Genomic DNA, 16,921 nt, shown 5'->3' with positions numbered 1-16,921 from the left:
GACGCATCTTCGGTTCCGCACGGCCTCATGCCGCCGCGGGCCGCTGTGGTGTGCCCCGAACCCGTCCGCCCGCCGGCCTCTCGCCCGAGGAGGTGCCTCGTGCACGCCCTGACCACCGTCGACTTCGTGATCCGCCTCGCCACCGGCGTGGCCTGCGGGGCACTGATCGGCATGGAACGCCAGTGGCGGGCCCGGATGGCCGGCCTGCGCACCAATGCCCTGGTCGCCGCCGGCGCCACCCTGTTCGTCCTGTACAGCGAGGCCGTCGGCGACACCGGCAGCCCCACCCGGGTCGCCTCCTACGTCGTCTCCGGCGTGGGCTTCCTCGGCGGCGGCGTGATCCTGCGCGACGGCGCCGACGTGCGCGGCCTCAACACCGCCGCCACGCTGTGGTGTTCGGCCGCCGTCGGGGTGCTGGCCGGCTCCGGCAAGTTCGAACTGGCCGTGCTCGGCAGCCTGACCGTGCTCGCCGTCCACCTGATCCTGCGGCCGGCCGCCCGCCTGCTCGACCACGCCCCGGCGGCCGGCATCTCCCCGGGCGGCGGCCACGCCCCGGCCGGCGCCGGCGACCCGGACCCGACCACCCGCGCCACCGTCCACCTGGAGTGCGAGCGGGGCACCGAGATCCACATCCGGGCCCTCCTCCTCCAGGCCCTCGCCGCCTCCGGGCTCTCGCCCACCGGGCTGCGCGCCCGCCGTACGGGGGCCGCCGCGGCCGCGGGCCGGGGGAGCGAGGAGACCACCAGCCTGCGCGCCACCGTCACCATCACCGGAGACGCCGCCTGCGCGTCGGAGCAGGTGGTCGCCCGCCTCTCGCTGGAGCCGGGCGTCAGAGACCTGCACTGGCACCTGGACGACGAGCACGACGACGCCGAACGGCACGCGCTCGCCTGACCCGGCACCCCCGCCCGAGGCCGTACCCGGCCGCAGAAGCGCTGCGCCGACACGGCCGCCCAGACCCCTCAGAGGAGAAGCGCGTTGACCTTCCACGCCACCCGACCGGCCTCGAGCCGGGTGCCCGGCCCCGGTGAGTCGACGACCACGCCGGAGCCCGCCGCAGCGGCGACGGTGGACACCGCTCACGTCGGTGACATCGTCGGCGCACTCGGCACGATCAGCCGGCACGACCCCGGCCGACGCGGTTCGCTGGGGCAGCGCATCAGGGCCCTGCTGGTCATCATGGGCCCGGGCCTGATCGTGATGGTCGGTGACAACGACGCCGGTGGCGTGGCGACGTACGCCCAGGCGGGCCAGACCTACGGCATGAAGCTGCTGTGGACACTGGCCCTGCTGATCCCGGTGCTCTACGTCAACCAGGAGATGGTGGTCCGCCTCGGTGCGGTCACCGGGGTCGGTCACGCCCGGCTGATCTTCCAGCGCTTCGGCCGGTTCTGGGGGATGTTCAGCGTCGGCGACCTGTTCCTGGTCAATGCGCTCACCCTGGTCACCGAGTTCATCGGGGTGTCCCAGGCGCTGGACCACTTCGGCATCCCGCAGTACATCTCGGTGCCGCTCGCGGCGGTCCTGCTGTTCGCCGTCGTGGCCGGCGGATCGTTCCGGCGCTGGGAGCGGTTCCTGTTCGCGCTGATCGCCCTCAACGTGATCGTGCTCCCGATGGCGCTGCTCGCGCACCCGAAGCTGGACGAGACCGCGGCGGGCATCGTGCCGCAGTTCCCCGGCGGCCTCGACTCGGCCCTGCTGCTGATGATCATCGCCGTGGTGGGGACCACCGTCGCCCCCTGGCAGCTGTTCTTCCAGCAGTCCAACGTGGTCGACAAGCGGATCACCCCGCGCTGGATCCGCTATGCCCGCGCCGACCTGCGGATCGGCATCGCGGTGGTGACGGTGGGCGCCGCCGCCATCATGGCCACCGCCGCGTTCGTCTTCCAGGGCACCGGCCTCTCCGGCGGGTTCACCGACGCCGGAGCGGTCGCCGACGGCCTCGGGCAGCACGGCGGCCCGACGCTCGGCGTCCTGTTCGCGATCGTGCTGCTCGACGCCTCGCTGATCGGCGCCAACGCCGTCGGCCTCGCCACCACCTACACCCTCGGCGACACCTTCGAGCGGCGGCACTCCCTGCACTGGAAGCTCCGCGAGGCGCCGCTCTTCTACCTCGGCTACGCGGTCCTGATCGGCATCGCCGCCGTGATCACGCTCACCGCCGACGCGCACGTCCAAGGCCTGATCACCCAGGGCGTCCAGGCCCTGGCGGGTGTCCTGCTGCCCTCGGCCACCGTCTTCCTGGTGCTGCTGTGCAACGACCGCCCGGTGCTCGGGCCGTGGGTCAACACCACCCGGCAGAACGTCGTCGCGGGCGTCATCGTCTGGGTCCTGGTGCTGCTCTCGCTGGCCCTCACGGCCGCGACGTTCTTCCCCGGGCTGACGGCCGTCCAGTTGGGCTGGGGCTTCGCGGCGGGCGCGTTCGTCGGCCTGGTCGGTGGCGTCCTCATCGTGCTCCACGCCCAGTACACGGAGCAGGCGGCCCGGATCGAGGCCTTCACGGCGCGCCACACCAAGAGCGACGCGTACGGCGGCACCACCAGCGAGGCCTGGCTGATGCAGGTCCAGCACCCGGACGGCTCGTCACTCAGCAGGACGGAGCGCAAGGCGGCCCTGGAACAGGACCGGACCCGCTGGCGCACCCCCGCCCTCGACACCCTGCCCCGACCGCAGTTCTCCGCCCTGCGCAAGGCCGGTCTGCTCACCCTGCGCGGCTACCTGCTCCTCGCGGTGATCCTGGTGATCGTCAAGACCGTCCAGCTGTACACGGGCTGACCCGCTCGTTCCGGCTCCTTCGGCCGGCTGCGCTCCGTGCGCCGGTGGCTACCCGTGGCTATCGGGGCACGGGGGGCGGACGTGCGCACCTCGGCCGGGGTGTCAGTGGCCGAGGCGGTCCAGGAGGACGTCCAGGCCGGTGGCGAACTCGGTCTCCGCGTCGTGGTCCATCAGCAGCGGGGCGAGGGTGCGCAGGAGGGGGTACTGGGCGGCCGGGAGGCGGTGCAGGCCGAGCCGGAGCAGGGGTTCGGGGTCGTCGGGGTTGTCGATCACCTGCCGCTTGTCCACCAGGAGGTAGCCGATCGCCCAGCCGACCACGGTGCGGTAGAGCCGCAGGGTGGCGCGGTCGTCGAGGCCGGCCTGGTGCAGCAGGGTCAGGACGAGCTCGTTGAGCTGGAGCATGGAGGCCGGGCGGCGGGCCAGCGGGAGGCTGAGCGGGCGGGTGGCCACCAGGGGGAAGATCGCGGGGTGGGCGTCGGCGGCCTGGTGGAAGGCGCGGGCGACGTGTTGCAGCCGTGCCCGCCAGTCGCCGCCCGGTCCGTCGACGGGCCGGGCCGGCCCCGTGGAGACCGCCTGGATCCGCTCGTTCACCTCCGCGTAGAAGGCCTCCACCATGCCGTCGAGGAGCGCCTGCTTGCCGTCGGCGTAGCGGTAGAGCGCCATCGGCTCCACGTCCAGGTCGACGGCGAGGCTGCGCATGGTGAGCGCGGCCAGGCCCTCGCGGTCGACCAGCGCGACCGCTGCGCGCAGCACCAGCGGCCGGCTCAGCCGGCCCCGGGCGGACGGCTTCGGCGCGGTCCGGCCGGGGCGACGGGGGCCGTCCGCAGGGTCGGGGGTCGAGTCGGTTTCCACGCGTGCCTCCCGGGATGCCCTGGGCCTCTTGACGTCCGCCGTTGCGCGGCAGAGGCTGTAAGTATACAAGCGACATTTACGACACATACGTACCATCTACGCATACAGCGCGTGTCGACATCGGGAGGAGCAATGTCCACCATCAAGATCGAAGTGACCAATGAGAGCACCGTGCTCACCGACACAGAGGTGAGCGCCGTGGTCCCCGCCCTACAGACCCAGGTCCACCGGGACTTCGCCCCGGCCTGGGGGATCGACGCGGACCTGTCGTTCGTCGCGTCGAGCGCACTCTCCGACAATGCCTGGTGGCTGGTCGTCCTGGACAACTCCGACCAGGCCGGCGCCCTCGGGTACCACGACCTGACGGCGAACTTCCTGCCGATCGGCAAGGTCTTCGCCGGCACCGACAAGCAGTACGGCGAGAACTGGACCGTGACGGCCAGCCACGAGCTGCTGGAGATGATCGGCGACCCGGATATCAACCAGGTGATCTTCAATCAACCGACGGCCAACAAAGGGGTGTTGTACGCCATGGAGGTGTGCGACGCGTGCGAGGACGACAGCTTCGCGTACGACATCTCCGGCACCAAGGTCAGCGACTTCGTCTACCCGGCGTGGTTCCAGCCGAGCCGCGCGGCGAACGGTGCCCAGTTCGACTACGGCAACGCCATCAAGCAGCCGCTCGAACTCCTCACCGGCGGCTACATCGGCGTCTTCGACGTCTCGGCCGGCACCGGATGGACCCAGAAGACCGCCGCCCTCACCGCCGCCTACCACAGCCGGGCGCACGTCGGCAGCCGTCGTGAACGGCGCCGGATCCCGCGCGACCAGTGGCTGCCGAGCAAGCGGAGAAGTTGATGTCGGGCGACGACGGACTCCAGAGGGTCGAGCACCTGGTGATGCTGATGCTGGAGAACCGCTCCTTCGACCACATGCTGGGGTTCCTGTACACGGACCAGGGCAACGTCTCGCCCACCGGTCAGGCGTACGAGGGCTTGACCGGGCAGGAGAGCAACCCGGACCAGAACGGCAAACTCGTCACGGTCCGCCGCATCCAGGCGACGGACCCCCACCCGTACTTCATGCCGGGGGCGAACCCGGGGGAGGGGTACGGTCCGACCAATGAGCAGCTCTTCGGCACGATCGACCCGCCGACGCCGCCGGCGGCCGGGATGCAGGGGTTCGTGACGAACTTCGCCGGCGTCCTGGACCAGCCTCCCCGGCCGAACCACACCGTCCTTCCCGGCACCGTCCCGGGCGACATCATGAACTGCTTCACCCCGGAGACGCTGCCGGTGCTCTCCGCGCTCGCCCGCGGCTACGCGGTGTGCGACCACTGGTACAGCTCCGCACCCACCGAGACCCTGCCGAACCGGGCGTTCTCCTGCGCGGCGACCAGTCAGGGGCACCTGGACGACCACACCCACAACTTCACCTGCCCCAGCATCTTCGGCCGGCTCGCCACTGCCAAGGTGTCCTGGCGGGCCTTCGGCTACCAGGAGGCACCGTTGGTCTCCGGGAACTTCCCCGACATCCACGGCGCCTCCGCCGACCACTTCGGAGTCTTCACCGACTTCCAGGCCGCGGCCGCGGCCGGGACCCTGCCCTCCTTCACCTTCCTCGAACCCAGTTGGGGCCCCACTGGCAACAGCGAACACCCCATCTGCGACGTCGCGTTGGGCGAGCAGCTGATCCAGGACGTCTACCGGGCCCTGCGCGACGGACCTGCCTGGGGCCAGACCCTGTTCGTCATCACCTACGACGAACACGGCGGCTGCTACGACCACGTCCCGCCCCCCGCCACCAGCACTCCGCCCGGCGACGGCACCATCGGCGAACAGGGCTTCGACTTCAAGCGCTTCGGTGTGCGGGTGCCGACCGTGCTGGTCTCCCCGCTGATCGCCCCCGGCACCGTCTTCCGCTCACCCGACGCCGCGGCGCCGCTGGACCACACCAGCATCCTGCGCACCCTCGAACGGCGCTGGTCGCTGCCGGCCCTCACCGCCCGCGACGCCGCGGCCGGCGACGTCGGGCCCGTACTCACCCTCACCACCCCGCGCACCGACGACGTCCTCGCGGGCGTCACGGCACCGGCCGCGGCAGCCGTCAACCCCGCGGCCGACGACGTCTCCCACCTCCAGGAGGTCTTCGCGGACCTCGTCGCCCGCCGGCTCATCCCGCCCGGTGCGACCGCCGCCGCGACCGCCGCCGCGACCGTCGGCCCGCCTTCCGGAGGGTGATCCTCCCGCCGATCCGGCCCGACGACGAGGCGCCCCCCGCCCTCCGGGGGGCGCTCGCCGTGCCGCGCACAACTGCCCTTCCGGCCGGCCTGTTTGGCGATCGGGCGGCGCGGGCATCGCCAGCCCGGAAGTACCGTGCGCCACGGGCGGAAGTGAGGTGGGACGGATGGCCGGCGAGGAATCGCAGCAGCCCTTCGCGACGTTCTGCGGGAACTGCAACTGCGGGTGCCCCCAGGTGTTCCTGGATCAGGAGGCGCCCGCGGACCGGCGAGTGAGGATCACGGACGACTTCGGTCAGCAGATCCGGATGAGCGAGGACCAGTTCCGTGACCTGGTGCGCCAGGCGAAGGAAGGGCTGCTGGACCTCGCCGGGGCCTCGGCCGGCTGACCGGGCCCGGGCCGGGGACCGTCGCCGAGGTGGTGACCTGCGCCCACGTGAGTGCCGACCGCTGGGCCGGTAGCTCGACCCGAGGGGCCCGGCGGTGCGCCGGGCCCTTGAACCATGACCAGGCCCGGCTGCGGAATCCCACGCCGGCCGGCCGCCGTGTCAGTGCGCCGGTCGGGTGGGCGCGCCGGGGGCGCCGTGGTCGAGGTCGGTCGGGTTCTCCACGTCGACGGACCGGGTCGGGGCGGGTGACGGGGTGGCGGCCGCGGGCGGGGGCGTGGTGGTGCTGCCCGGGGCGGTCGGGGTCGTCGGCGAAGGCGGTGCCGTGACGGCGGTGGTGGCCGGAGACGGGCTGGAGGGCTGGTCGCTTCCGCCCTGGTCCGCGGCGCAGGCCGAGACGGTGCCGAGCGCGGTGAGGACGAGGACGGCGATGGCCGCGGGTCTGGGTCGGTGCATGGGTGTGAGGTCTCCCGGGTTCCGGCGGACGGTGCGGCGATGAGAGGTCAGCGGTGGCTGCGCGGTTCCAGACGTGCGTGCGGGCCCAAGCCGCCGTCTTCGATCATTTCGAGGAAGAGCTGTGGAAGAGTATGTGCGGATGTGTTGGACATCGGATGCGAACGATGGCGGATCGTCAACCCCGATCGGTGAAAGGCGAGTTGTGACCCACCGAGTGTTCCGATGCTTTTAACTGATTTCACAGAATTGGTTTTAATCATTCGTTACGCAGATCCCCTTCACGCAGTGCCATGGCACCGACCAGGCTTCGCACTGATCTGCCGGGCGTGCGACCGTGCGCCCCGGCCGCCCAGGGGAGGACGCACCGTGCCGAACAGGCAACGACGACGGCTGCTCATGAGCGCCGTCACGCTCACCGCGCTCGGCCTGACCACCACTCAGGCCATGGCCGCACCCGTCGCACAGCCCGGAGCCCAGCCGAACCCGGTGCAGCGCCTGGCCGAGGCCGGCCGGCAGCACGCCCAGCAGGTCGGCGGCAAGGCGGCGGCCGGACACACCTTCTCCGCCAAGGCCGAGGCCGGCCGGGACGGCGGCGACGGCGGCGGCGACGAGGCGGAGAACTCCGCCGAGGGCACCGCCCAGTACACCGAGGCCCGCACCGCCCCCGGCGTGGTCGCCCCCGGCGCCTACGGCGCCGCCTGGGCGCAGTTGCAGTCGCTGCCGCACACCGGCGGGTCCTGGGACCACGTGACGAACAAGCCGTACAACGGCGACGACCCGCGCTACCGCGACGTCAACTCCAACTCCAGCGGCGGCGCCGGCTTCGTCACCGGCCGGATCACCGGCATCGCGGCCGACGACGACGGATACGTGTACGCGGGCGGCGCCAACGGCGGCGTCTACCGCTCGCGCACCGGCGGCGGCCACTGGGAGGCCATCGCCGACAAGCTGCCCACGCTGTCGACCGGCACCCTGAACCTCGACGGGGGCGGGCGGCTCTGGTACGCCACCGGTGAGTCCAACACCGGGGCGACCTCGTACGTCGGCACCGGCGTGTACGTGCTGTCCGATCCGAAGCACGGCAAGTTCCAGCCGGGCGACCGGGTGGGCGGCGCCGAGCTGGAGTCCACCACGATCCACCAGCTGCGCTTCGCCGGGGACAAGGTGTGGGCGGCCACCAACCGGGGTGTCTGGAGCCATTCCACGACCACGCTCTCCGGGCCCTGGACGCTGGAGTTCGCGCCCAACCCGGACTACCTGCCCGGTGGTTCGAAGGCGGCGGACCCGAGCGCGCCGTACAAGAACATCGCCAACGACGTCGCGATCGACCCCAGGGACCCGTCGAAGGTGGTCCTGGCGGTCGGCTGGCGCGGCGGGGACACCTACAACGGCTTCTACAGCAATGCGGCGGACGGGAGTTGGCAGCGCGTCGCCTCGCTGGGCGACCTGCCGACGGACGCCGCGAACGTCGGCAACGTGACCTTCGCGCGCTCGGCGGACGGCTCGCGCTACTACGCGATCGACCAGTCGCCGGACGTCGCGGCGCACAACCCGGACACCGGGCTCAAGGGCATCTACGTCTCCAAGTCCGGCTCGCCGTCGGGCCCGTGGACGCTGATCGCGGACAAGGACAAGCTCAAGGGCTCCGGCTCCGCCCTCCAGGACGCGGGCTACCAGCCCGGCATCCAGTCCTGGTACAACCAGTTCCTCCAGGTCGACCCGGCCAACCCGGACCACGTCTGGGCGGGCCTGGAGGAGGTCTTCGAGACCACCGACGGCGGCGCCAAGTGGGCCACCATCGCGCCGTACTGGAACAACCCGTTCCCGTGCTGGAGCATCGACCCCACCAAGCAGACCGGCGACTGCTCGCCGACCACCCACTCCGACCAGCACGCCGTGGCCATCGGCAGCTACCAGGGCAAGGCCGGCGTCTACGTCGGCAACGACGGCGGCATCTACACCCGTCCGGTCGACGGCCAGCTGGACGCGGGCGGCCACGCCAAGGACTGGAAGTCCCTCAACGACGGCACGATCGACACCCTGCAGTACTACTCGGTCGGCGTCGGCAAGGACCTCGCGGACAAGTCCGGCCGGGGCGTCATCGTCAGCGGCGGCCTCCAGGACAACGGCGAGTCGATCCTGCGGGCCCACGACAAGGTGATGGGCTCCAACTTCGGCGGTGACGGCGGCGACACCCTGGTCGACCCGGCGAACGGCTGCGACATCGCCCAGGAGTACGTCTACCTGGACATGTGGGTCACCCAGAACTGCGCGGTCAACGACGGCAGTTGGACGAAGGACCCGAGCAAGGCCACCTCCTACGAGGTCGCCCCGCCCGACAAGGCCGCCAACGCCGCACGCTTCATCGCGCCGATGACCGCGGACCCCAAGGACGCCAACACCTGGATCGCCGGCGGCCGGCACGTCTGGGTGCAGCACAAGGGCTACGCGATCCGCAGCGGCAGCGAGTGGACCAGCGCCTACGACCTGGGCGCAGGGCACGTCGCCACCGCGGTCGCCACCGTCAACGGCACGGTCTACGCGGGCTGGTGCGGCCCCTGCAACAACCAGGGCTTCAGTCGCGGCATCGCGGTCGGCAACACCGACGGCACCGGCTGGCACCAGCTCAACCTGCCCGTCGACGGCGCCCTGCCCAACCGGTACGTCTCCTCCTTCGCGGTGGACGAGCAGGACGCCCAGCACGTCTTCGTGGCGTTCAGCGGCTTCTCCCGCAGCTGGACCGAGGGCCCGGGTGCCGGGATCGGCCACCTCTTCGAGACCCGCGACGGCGGCACCACCTGGACCGACGTCTCGGCCAACCTGCCCGACGTCCCCGCCACCTCGATCAAGCTGCTCCCCAACGGCGGCCTCGCCCTCGGTACCGACCTGGCCGCCTTCTACCGCGCGCCCGGCACCACCGACTTCAGGGTCCTCGGCCGCAACCTGCCCACCACCTCGGTGCAGCAGCTCAAGATCGGCCCCGACGGCAGGCTCTACGCCGCCACCTTCGGCCGCGGCATCTGGTCCTTCGACCTGCACCGCCTCGGCCACGGCCGGTACGACGAGACGGAGGACTGACCCCTCCCGCCGCCGCCTCGCCCCACTCCCGCCGACGACACCGCCGCGGCCGGCAGCCGGTGTGCTGCCGGTCGCGGCCGGAGCCGCTGGTGGGATGATGGGTGGGACGGATCCGCAGGTGAGGGGTGGCGCATGGGCAGCAGGTTGCGGGTGCTGAGGCAGCAGAACCGGCTGAGCCTTGATGCGTTGGCGGAGCAGGTCGGGGTGACCAAGAGCTATCTGTCCAAGGTCGAGCGGGGCCTGAGCGACCCGTCGATCTCGACCGCGCTCAAGTTGGCGCACGCGCTCAAGGTCGATGTGGGGCGGCTGTTCTCGGACGAGGTCGAGCCGGAGTTGGTGACGGTGGTCCGCGCGGGGGAGCGCACGCCGATCGCGGCCGGAGCGGGGCCCGGTGCGCCGCATTACGAGGGCATCGCGACCGGGCTCAGCGGCAAGCGGATGGTGCCGTTCGTGATGTACCCGCCGACGGATGCCGCCGGGTCGCCGTTCAAGTCGCACGCGGGGGAGGAGTTCTTCTTCGTGCACGCGGGCACGGTGGAGCTGGAGTTCCCCGAGCGGACGGTCGAGCTCGGCCCCGGCGACAGCGTGTACTTCAACTCCTCGGTGCCGCACCGGTGTCGGAGCACCGGTGCGGAGCCGGCCCACATCCTCGTGGTGATCCACGACGACGAGGCCGGCACCGCGGACCGGGTGCCCAGCCTGCCCTGAGCCCGGCCCTCGGCCGGGTCAGTCGGCGGCGTCCGCCAGCAGCTGCGCGAGCTCGGCGCGCTGCTCGTCGTCCAGCGGCCGCAGGGGCGGGCGGGGCTCGCCGACGTCCAGGCCGAGCAGGGCCAGGCCCGCCTTGACCGTCGGCGGCAGGCCGCCGCGCATCAGGAACTGCAGGACGGGCAGCTGGCGGTAGAACACCTCGCGGGCCGCGTCCAGGTCCCCGGTGCGCACTGCCCGGTACAGCTCCAGGGGGAGTTCGGGGATCAGGCAGGGCGCGGCCGTGCACCAGCCGCTGGCGCCGGCCGCGAAGGCCGCCAGCGCGAGCGGGTTGGAGCCGTTGTAGAACGGCAGGGCGCCGTCGGAGAGTTGGGTGAGGCGGTGCATCCGCTGGAGGTCGCCGCTGCTCTCCTTGACCATGGTGATGTTGTCGACCTCCCGGACCAGCCGGTGGATGAGCTCCGGCGGGAGGTCGACCCCGGCCGTCTTGGGGTTGTTGTAGATCATGATCGGGATGCCGATCGCGTCGGCGACGGCGGTGTAGTGCCAGGTGATCTCCTGCTCGTCCAGTTTCCAGTAGGAGAGCGGCAGGAGCATCACGACGTCGGCGCCGGCCTGTTCGGCGAACCGGGCGCGGCGTACGGCGCTGCGGGTGGTGAGGTCGGCGATGCCGACGACGGTCGGGACGCGGCCGGCGACGGCGGCGACGGATGCCTCGGCGACGGCGTACCACTCCTGGTCGTCGAGGTACGCGCTCTCGCCGGTGGAGCCGAGCGGGGCGACGGCGTGGCAGCCGCCGGCGACCAGGCGGTCGATGAGCGCGGTGAGTCGATCGAGGTCGGGGCTGCCGTCGGCGCGGGAGAACGGGGTCACCGGGTAGCCGATGATCCCTTCGAGCGTGGTGGCCATGTCAGGACTCCTTCCGGGGGGTGAGCGCGTCGCCGTGGCCGGCGCGCAGGGCGCGGCGGGCGTAGTAGGCGAAGTTCGCCTGGCCGCGCTTGGGGGTGGAGATCCAGTCGTGGGCCTCCCGGGCGAGCAGGCCGGGGATTTCCTGGATCTTCCCGGCCGCGCTCGCCAGCAGCTGGAGCTTCGCGGCCCGCTCGAAGAGCAGGGCGAGGGTGCAGGCCTCCTCGACCGTGCCGGTGGCGACGAGTTGGCCGTGGTGGGCGAGCAGCAGAGCGCGCTTGTCGCCGAGGGCGGCGGAGATGATCTCGCCCTCCTCGTTGCCGACCGGGATGCCGGGCCAAGTCTCCAGGAACGCGCAGTCGTCGTACAGCGGGCACATGTCCATGTGGGAGACGACGAGCGGGGTCTCCAGCATGGACAGCGCGGAGATGTGCAGGGGGTGGGTGTGGATGACGCAGTTGACGTCGGGTCGGGCGCGGTAGACCCAACTGTGGAAGCGGTTGGCCGGGTTGGCCATCCCGTCGCCCTCCAGGACGGTGAGGTCCTCGTCGACGAGGAGGAGGTTGTCCTCGGTGACCTCGTCGAAGCCGAGGCCCAGCCGCTGGGTGTAGTAGGTGCCGGGGCGTTCGGCGCGGGCGGTGATCTGCCCGGCGAGGCCGGAGTCGTGCCCGGCGTCGAACAGGATGCGGCAGGTGAGGGCGAGTTTCTGCCGTACCGTCCAGTCGTTGTCGGGGATCGCGGTGCGCATCCGGTGGTGGGCGAGTTCCACCAGCTCGGACTTGCCGGCCTCGAAGGTGTCGGTCATGGCCGTGGGTTCTCCTCGGTGGCGTGAGGTGAAGCGGTGGTGCCCGGGCACGGCGGCTTGGACTCGACTGCGCCGTGCCCGGGCTGACACATCGTTCACTCTAGGACACGAGGTGTCCTTCGTCCATGAGGCGAATGCGGGCGGACTCGGGCTCAGCTGCCGGACCGGGCCCGGCGCCATCGTCGGGCGAGGGCGATCAGCGAGGCGAGCACCGCGGTGACGGCCAGCGGGAGCAGCCAGTTGCGTAGGTACGGCAGTGGCAGCACCGTCGGGTTGCCGGAGTCCCGGCCCGCCCGGAGGACGGCGGGCAGCCCGACGGCGGTCAGCGCCGAGGCCACGATCAGCCAGCCGCGCAGCACCGGCCGCAGCACCGGCCGCCGCGCCGAGCCGCGCGCCGCACCCCGCGCCCGGCCGGCTGCGGCCAGGGCGGTGCCCGCCAAGCAGGCCAGCGGCAGCCACAGGCCGTCATGGACGGCCAGGGCGCCGACGGCCCACCACAGCACCCCCGCCGGCTCGGTCACGAAGGCGTCGTCGAGCAGCCCGTACAGGCCGACGCCGGTCAGCACGAGCCCCGCCACCAGCGCGGCCCCGCGCAGCCAGGCCGAGAGCGCCGTCATCCCAGCACCTCGATCCGCGCGACCCACTTGGTCTGGAGCACACCGGGCCGGTTCGGTGCGATGATCCGCGCCGGGAAGCCGTGGTCCGGGCTGAGCTCCTCGCCGTCCACCCGCAGTGCCAGCAGGGTGAGCGGGTCGGCGGCGTACGAGGCGGGCAGTTCCGTCACCCGGTACGGCCCCTCGGCCTCCAGTGAGGTGATCCGTACGGCCGAGCCCGCCGGTGCCCCGGCCCGGGCCAGCAGGTCGGCCACCCGGACCCCGCCCCACCGGGCGCTGACGCTCCAGCCCTCCACACAGGCGATCGGCAACACGGCCTCGTACTGCGGCAGTTCACGCAGGCCGGCCAGGTCGAGCCGGAACGGCCGGGGGCCGTCGACCACCAGCCGCCAGTCGGCGGGCACCGTGACCGTCCCGGCCTGGGCGGCCGTACGGTTGACCGGCAGGCCGCTCGGGCCGGAGCCCGGCCGGCGCGGGGCCAGCAGGTCCAGCGACCGCAGCCAGGGCACGGTCTGCCCGGCGGTGGTGAGCGTCACCGCGCCGACGGCCGCCCCCACCGCGACCAGGAATCCCCGGCGCCCGGCCACCGGCGCCTGCGGACGGCGCCAGTGCCGGGCGATCAGCGGCGCCTTGACGGCCAGGTGGAGCAGCAGGCCGCCGGTCGCCAGCCAGCCCAGCCAGAAGTGGGTCTGGCGGAACGGGAACGGCCAGGGGTACCACTGGAGGGTGTTCAGCAGCCCGGTGAAGAGCTCCAGCAGCAGAGCCGCGACCAGGACTGCGATGCTCAGCCGCTCCAGGGCGTGGAGCACGCTGCGGGCCGGCGGCCAGGCGAACAGCCGGGGGTAGACCGTCCACAGCTTCGCGCCGGTCAGCGGGATGGCGGCGATGCCGCTGATCACGTGCATCCCCTGGGTGATCCGGTAGCCGTTCACCGGGCGGGAGGGCAGCCGGGCCGCCGCCCAGTGCGGCGGCTCCTGGAGGAAGTGGCTGGTCAGGCCGGTCAGGAAGCAGAGCAGCAGGGCTGCCCCCAGCCACCGGCCCAGCACGACGGCGGTGCGCGGCTCGTGCAGCGGCGAGGTGAACGCGCCCTCGCGGAACGGGCCGCGGCGCAGGAACGCGGGCGGGGGAGGGAGCGGGAGGGCGAGGCGGCGCCGGGCGCCGGGAGGCTTGGAATCCACCCGTCCATCGAAGCGCGCCGAGCCTGCCGGGAGGGGCTGCGGCGTCCTTACGGATTGCGAACGGCGGTTGGTGGCACCCGCTGCTGCCCGGGCCCGCTGACCCTCTCCATCAACGGCTGTGCCCGGCCGTCACGCGGGCCTCGCGGTGATGTTGGCGGTGACGCGCTGCAGCACGGAGACCGACGTCGCGTACTCCTCCTCCGTGATGTCGCCGAGGAACTCCGCGCGCGCCCGGGCCATGTGTTCCCGCGCCGTTGCCAGGCCCGCGCGGCCCTGCCCGGTGAGGGTCAGCCGGTCGTCCGCGCCGATGCAGAGCCAGCCCCGGTGGACAAGGGCGTCGGCGGCGTCGACCACCACCCGGGTGTCCATGCCGTAGGGCACGGCCACGGCGCGGATCTCCTCCCTGGTGAGGCCGTGCTCGGCGCGGACGATGTTGTTGAGCGCCCACCACTGGGGCTGGGTCACGTCGATGCGTGCCAGGGTGGCTTGCGAGTGCCGCAGAATCGCCTCGCTGGCGCCCCAGGCGACCAGGGCGATGGGCGGCTGGGCGGGCGCGGCGGTGGTGTTCTGCGGGGTGTTTGCGGTCGTCATGATCGCCAGGCTAGAAGCTCAAGCGCGGTAGAGGTCAAGGCCGTGGCGCCGGCGCCGCGGGAGAGCCCGCCGGCTCAGGACCTGCCGGCGGTGGAGCGGCGCAGCTCCACCGCCCGGACCAGGTCGGCACCGATCTCCGCGAGGAAGTCCGCGGCCGTGTCGAGGCGCTGCCCGGCCGGGGTGGCGGCGCCCAGCAGGTCGGCGCCGCTGCGGGCGAACTCGGCCAGCAGGGCGTTGCGTTGGGCGCTGGCCAGCAGCGAGCGGTACCAGACGTCACCGTTGATGGTGTACTGCTCGCGGCGGCCGTTCCGCCCGTCCCGCTCGCGCTGGATCAGGTTCTGCTCCTCCAGGTAGCCGACCGCCTTGGAGACCGAGGCCGGGCTGACGGCGAGCCGCTGCACCAGTTCGGCCGAGCCGAGGCTACCGCTGTCGGTGACGTAGAGGCAGCTGAGCACCCGGGCCGCCATGCGGGGCAGGCCGAGGTGCACCAGCAGGTCGGCCAGCCGGTTCGCGAAGTCGGCGATGGCCGCCGGGTCGCGCCCGTCCGGGACGGCCACGGCGCCGCCGGCCGGGCGGGCGAGGCCCGGCCGCCGTCGGGCCCGGCGGGCGGTGGCGCGCTGGGCGGTCTCCGCGCGGTAGCGGCCGGGCCCGCCGTTGCGGGCGATCTCCCGGGTCACCGTGGAGGTGGGGCGGGCGATCAGCCGGGCGATCGCGGCGTAGTCGAGGCCCTCGGCGAGACCGGTGGCGATCGCGAGACGGTCCTGCGGGCTCAGCCTGGCACCTGGCACGGGTGGCTCCTCTCCTCGGGCACTCGGGTACTCGGGAACTCGCGCCCTTGGGGTGAGTATCCGGATGCAGGGGCGACGGTTGCAACCGCGTTTGCATTCGTCGGCATCGTCATTGCAATGATTGACCGTCACTGACCTGCGGTGATAGTGCGGTTCAGGCAATCGGATATTGAGGGATCCCCGAACTCGGCCGTACGTTTCTCACCGACGACGAAAGCCCGAGCCACCAGGGGGACCCAGACCATGAAGACCACCACTCGCACCGCCCTCGCCGCCGTTGTGGCCGCTGCCCTGCTCTCCGCCACCGCCCCGGCAGCCCTGGCCGCCGACCGCGAGCACAGCGGCCACGGCCATGGCGGCCACGGCGACCACCAGGGCTTGCAGGCCGCGCTCGACCAGGCGGTCACCGGCGCAGGCCTGCCGGGGGTGACGGCCGAGGTGCGCGACAACGGCTCCACTTGGTGGGGGCAGTCCGGCACCGCAGATCTGAGCACCGGTCAGAAGCTTCGCCCGCAGGACCGGTTCCGGATCGGCAGCACCACCAAGACCTTCGTGGCCACCGCGCTGCTCCAGCTGGAGGCCGAAGGCCGGCTGAGCATCGACGACAGCGTCGAGCGGTGGCTGCCCGGGGTCGTCGACAGCAACGGCTACGACGGGTCGGCGATCACCATCCGCCAGCTGCTCAACCACACCAGCGGGGTCGCCAACATCGCCATGTCCGACGTGGCCCAGCGGGACTTCCAGGGCGAGGCCTTCCTCCAGCACCGGTTCGACCACTTCACCCCGCAGGAGTTGGTCGAGCTCGGGATCAGTGTCAAGCCCCGGTTCGCGCCCGGTACCAGCTGGGAGTACTCCGACACCAACTACGTGCTGGCCGGCATGATCATCGAGCAGGCCACCGGCCACAGCCTCGCGCAGGAGATCGCCGACCGCTTCGCCAAGCCGCTGCACCTCAAGAGCACCTACGAGCCGGCCTCCGACGACACCGGCATCCGGGGCCCGCACGGGCGGTTCTACTCGAAGCTCGGCACGTTCAACGACCCGAAGCTGCCCGTCTACGACGTCACCGAGCTCAGCCCGTCCTGGGGCTACGGCTCGGGGGACATGATCTCCACGGTGGGGGACCTCGGCACCTTCTTCCAGGCGCTGCTGGGCGGGCGCCTGCTGCCGCCCGCACAGATGGGCGAGATGTTCACCATGAAGGACCCGAGCACCGGCGCGGGGTGGATCCCGAACTCCCACTACGGCCTGGGAGTTGCGTCCGTCAGCCTGTCGTGCGGCGAGGTGTGGGGGATGGGCGGCGCGATCAACGGCTCGTGGTCCTACACGTTCGGGAGCCGCGATGGCCGGCACATGATGTCGACCCAGGTCAACGGCGACTGGGCGAACGGTGAGGCGTGGGGACCGATCTCGGTCTTCACGAAGGAGCTGGAAGCCGAGTTCTGCGGCGAGGCGAAGAACTGAGGGGAACCCGTACAGAGTCGTGATGTACGGCACCGGCCCGTCGCTCATCAGGAGCGACGGGCCGGTGCCGGGTCAGACCTCGCG

16 protein-coding genes are annotated in these 16,921 nt (G+C 72.1%); 8 read left to right on the top strand and 8 right to left on the bottom strand.

Features of this window, described 5'->3' with window-relative positions; translation table 11 throughout:
* Positions 1 to 99: 99 nt before the first annotated feature.
* Positions 100 to 894: an MgtC/SapB family protein gene (locus ABTY61_RS32725; RefSeq protein WP_350508764.1), complete on the top strand. Its 795-nt coding sequence runs from the start codon at positions 100 to 102 to the stop codon at positions 892 to 894.
* A gap of 84 nt (positions 895 to 978) precedes the next feature.
* The gene (locus ABTY61_RS32720) at positions 979 to 2,775 is read left to right on the top strand and encodes an NRAMP family divalent metal transporter (RefSeq protein WP_350508763.1); all 1,797 of its coding nucleotides are present in this window, start codon (positions 979 to 981) and stop codon (positions 2,773 to 2,775) included.
* Positions 2,776 to 2,877: 102 nt separating this feature from the next.
* Here the strand turns inward: ABTY61_RS32720 and ABTY61_RS32715 are convergent, their stop codons facing one another.
* A complete protein-coding gene (locus ABTY61_RS32715) occupies positions 2,878 to 3,627 on the bottom strand; it encodes a TetR/AcrR family transcriptional regulator (protein ID WP_350508762.1) in 750 nt (249 codons plus the stop codon).
* A gap of 132 nt (positions 3,628 to 3,759) precedes the next feature.
* On the opposite strand from ABTY61_RS32715, the gene ABTY61_RS32710 reads away from it, so the two are divergent.
* The 3 genes from ABTY61_RS32710 (at position 3,760) to ABTY61_RS32700 (ending at position 6,255) form a co-directional block, all read left to right on the top strand.
* Entirely contained in the window at positions 3,760 to 4,485 is a 726-nt protein-coding gene (locus tag ABTY61_RS32710; RefSeq protein ID WP_350508761.1) for a hypothetical protein, read from the top strand.
* Positions 4,485 to 5,867 (top strand): alkaline phosphatase family protein, encoded by a 1,383-nt coding sequence (locus tag ABTY61_RS32705; protein WP_350508760.1) that lies wholly within the window; start codon positions 4,485 to 4,487, stop codon positions 5,865 to 5,867. Before ABTY61_RS32710 ends, ABTY61_RS32705 begins: the two co-directional genes overlap by 1 nt.
* A gap of 166 nt (positions 5,868 to 6,033) precedes the next feature.
* Positions 6,034 to 6,255, top strand: coding sequence for a hypothetical protein (locus ABTY61_RS32700; RefSeq protein WP_350508759.1), 222 nt, complete (start codon positions 6,034 to 6,036; stop codon positions 6,253 to 6,255).
* A gap of 159 nt (positions 6,256 to 6,414) precedes the next feature.
* Here ABTY61_RS32700 and ABTY61_RS32695 read toward each other — a convergent pair whose 3' ends face one another.
* A complete protein-coding gene (locus ABTY61_RS32695) occupies positions 6,415 to 6,708 on the bottom strand; it encodes a hypothetical protein (protein ID WP_350508758.1) in 294 nt (97 codons plus the stop codon).
* 396 nt (positions 6,709 to 7,104) lie between these two features.
* On the opposite strand from ABTY61_RS32695, the gene ABTY61_RS32690 reads away from it, so the two are divergent.
* On the top strand, positions 7,105 to 9,786 hold the full coding sequence (locus ABTY61_RS32690) for a glycosyl hydrolase (protein WP_350508807.1): 2,682 nt from the start codon (positions 7,105 to 7,107) through the stop codon (positions 9,784 to 9,786).
* Between the two features lie 132 nt (positions 9,787 to 9,918).
* The gene (locus tag ABTY61_RS32685) at positions 9,919 to 10,494 is read left to right on the top strand and encodes a helix-turn-helix domain-containing protein (protein WP_350508757.1); all 576 of its coding nucleotides are present in this window, start codon (positions 9,919 to 9,921) and stop codon (positions 10,492 to 10,494) included.
* 18 nt (positions 10,495 to 10,512) lie between these two features.
* Here the strand turns inward: ABTY61_RS32685 and ABTY61_RS32680 are convergent, their stop codons facing one another.
* From ABTY61_RS32680 to ABTY61_RS32655, 6 genes are all read right to left on the bottom strand, one after another.
* Positions 10,513 to 11,400 (bottom strand): dihydrodipicolinate synthase family protein, encoded by an 888-nt coding sequence (locus tag ABTY61_RS32680; RefSeq protein WP_350508756.1) that lies wholly within the window; start codon positions 11,398 to 11,400, stop codon positions 10,513 to 10,515.
* Between the two features lies 1 nt (position 11,401).
* Entirely contained in the window at positions 11,402 to 12,202 is an 801-nt protein-coding gene (locus tag ABTY61_RS32675; protein WP_350508755.1) for an aldolase, read from the bottom strand.
* A 152-nt stretch (positions 12,203 to 12,354) separates the two neighbouring features.
* On the bottom strand, positions 12,355 to 12,819 hold the full coding sequence (locus ABTY61_RS32670; protein WP_350508754.1) for a hypothetical protein: 465 nt from the start codon (positions 12,817 to 12,819) through the stop codon (positions 12,355 to 12,357).
* Positions 12,816 to 13,928 carry a molybdopterin-dependent oxidoreductase gene (locus tag ABTY61_RS32665; protein ID WP_350508806.1) on the bottom strand — a complete coding sequence of 371 codons (1,113 nt, stop codon included), beginning with the start codon at positions 13,926 to 13,928 and terminating at the stop codon, positions 12,816 to 12,818. The genes ABTY61_RS32670 and ABTY61_RS32665 overlap by 4 nt, the downstream gene beginning before the upstream one ends.
* Positions 13,929 to 14,123: 195 nt before the next feature.
* Positions 14,124 to 14,585: a MarR family winged helix-turn-helix transcriptional regulator gene (locus ABTY61_RS32660; protein WP_350508753.1), complete on the bottom strand. Its 462-nt coding sequence runs from the start codon at positions 14,583 to 14,585 to the stop codon at positions 14,124 to 14,126.
* A gap of 74 nt (positions 14,586 to 14,659) precedes the next feature.
* Positions 14,660 to 15,373, bottom strand: a complete 714-nt coding sequence (locus tag ABTY61_RS32655) for a GbsR/MarR family transcriptional regulator (protein ID WP_350508752.1) — start codon at positions 15,371 to 15,373, stop codon at positions 14,660 to 14,662.
* Positions 15,374 to 15,616: 243 nt separating this feature from the next.
* Between ABTY61_RS32655 and ABTY61_RS32650 the strand changes: the two genes are divergently transcribed.
* Complete coding sequence (locus ABTY61_RS32650) at positions 15,617 to 16,837, top strand: serine hydrolase domain-containing protein (protein ID WP_350508751.1); 1,221 nt, start codon at positions 15,617 to 15,619, stop codon at positions 16,835 to 16,837.
* Positions 16,838 to 16,921 lie beyond the last annotated feature (84 nt).

The organism is Kitasatospora sp. NPDC096128, assembly GCF_040303105.1.
Classification (GTDB): Bacteria; Actinomycetota; Actinomycetes; order Streptomycetales; family Streptomycetaceae; genus Kitasatospora.
Note: the sequence above shows the minus strand (reverse complement) of the source record. Positions and strands in the feature narration are given on the sequence as shown.

Coding starts and splice junctions, on each gene's coding strand:
- ABTY61_RS32710 (WP_350508761.1), top strand. CDS start 3,760: ATGTCCACCATCAAGATCGAAGTGACCAATGAGAGCACCGTGCTCACC.
- ABTY61_RS32705 (WP_350508760.1), top strand. CDS start 4,485: ATGTCGGGCGACGACGGACTCCAGAGGGTCGAGCACCTGGTGATGCTG.
- ABTY61_RS32700 (WP_350508759.1), top strand. CDS start 6,034: ATGGCCGGCGAGGAATCGCAGCAGCCCTTCGCGACGTTCTGCGGGAAC.
- ABTY61_RS32695 (WP_350508758.1), bottom strand. CDS start 6,708: ATGCACCGACCCAGACCCGCGGCCATCGCCGTCCTCGTCCTCACCGCG.
- ABTY61_RS32690 (WP_350508807.1), top strand. CDS start 7,105: ATGAGCGCCGTCACGCTCACCGCGCTCGGCCTGACCACCACTCAGGCC.
- ABTY61_RS32685 (WP_350508757.1), top strand. CDS start 9,919: ATGGGCAGCAGGTTGCGGGTGCTGAGGCAGCAGAACCGGCTGAGCCTT.
- ABTY61_RS32680 (WP_350508756.1), bottom strand. CDS start 11,400: ATGGCCACCACGCTCGAAGGGATCATCGGCTACCCGGTGACCCCGTTC.
- ABTY61_RS32675 (WP_350508755.1), bottom strand. CDS start 12,202: ATGACCGACACCTTCGAGGCCGGCAAGTCCGAGCTGGTGGAACTCGCC.
- ABTY61_RS32670 (WP_350508754.1), bottom strand. CDS start 12,819: ATGACGGCGCTCTCGGCCTGGCTGCGCGGGGCCGCGCTGGTGGCGGGG.
- ABTY61_RS32660 (WP_350508753.1), bottom strand. CDS start 14,585: ATGACGACCGCAAACACCCCGCAGAACACCACCGCCGCGCCCGCCCAG.
- ABTY61_RS32650 (WP_350508751.1), top strand. CDS start 15,617: ATGAAGACCACCACTCGCACCGCCCTCGCCGCCGTTGTGGCCGCTGCC.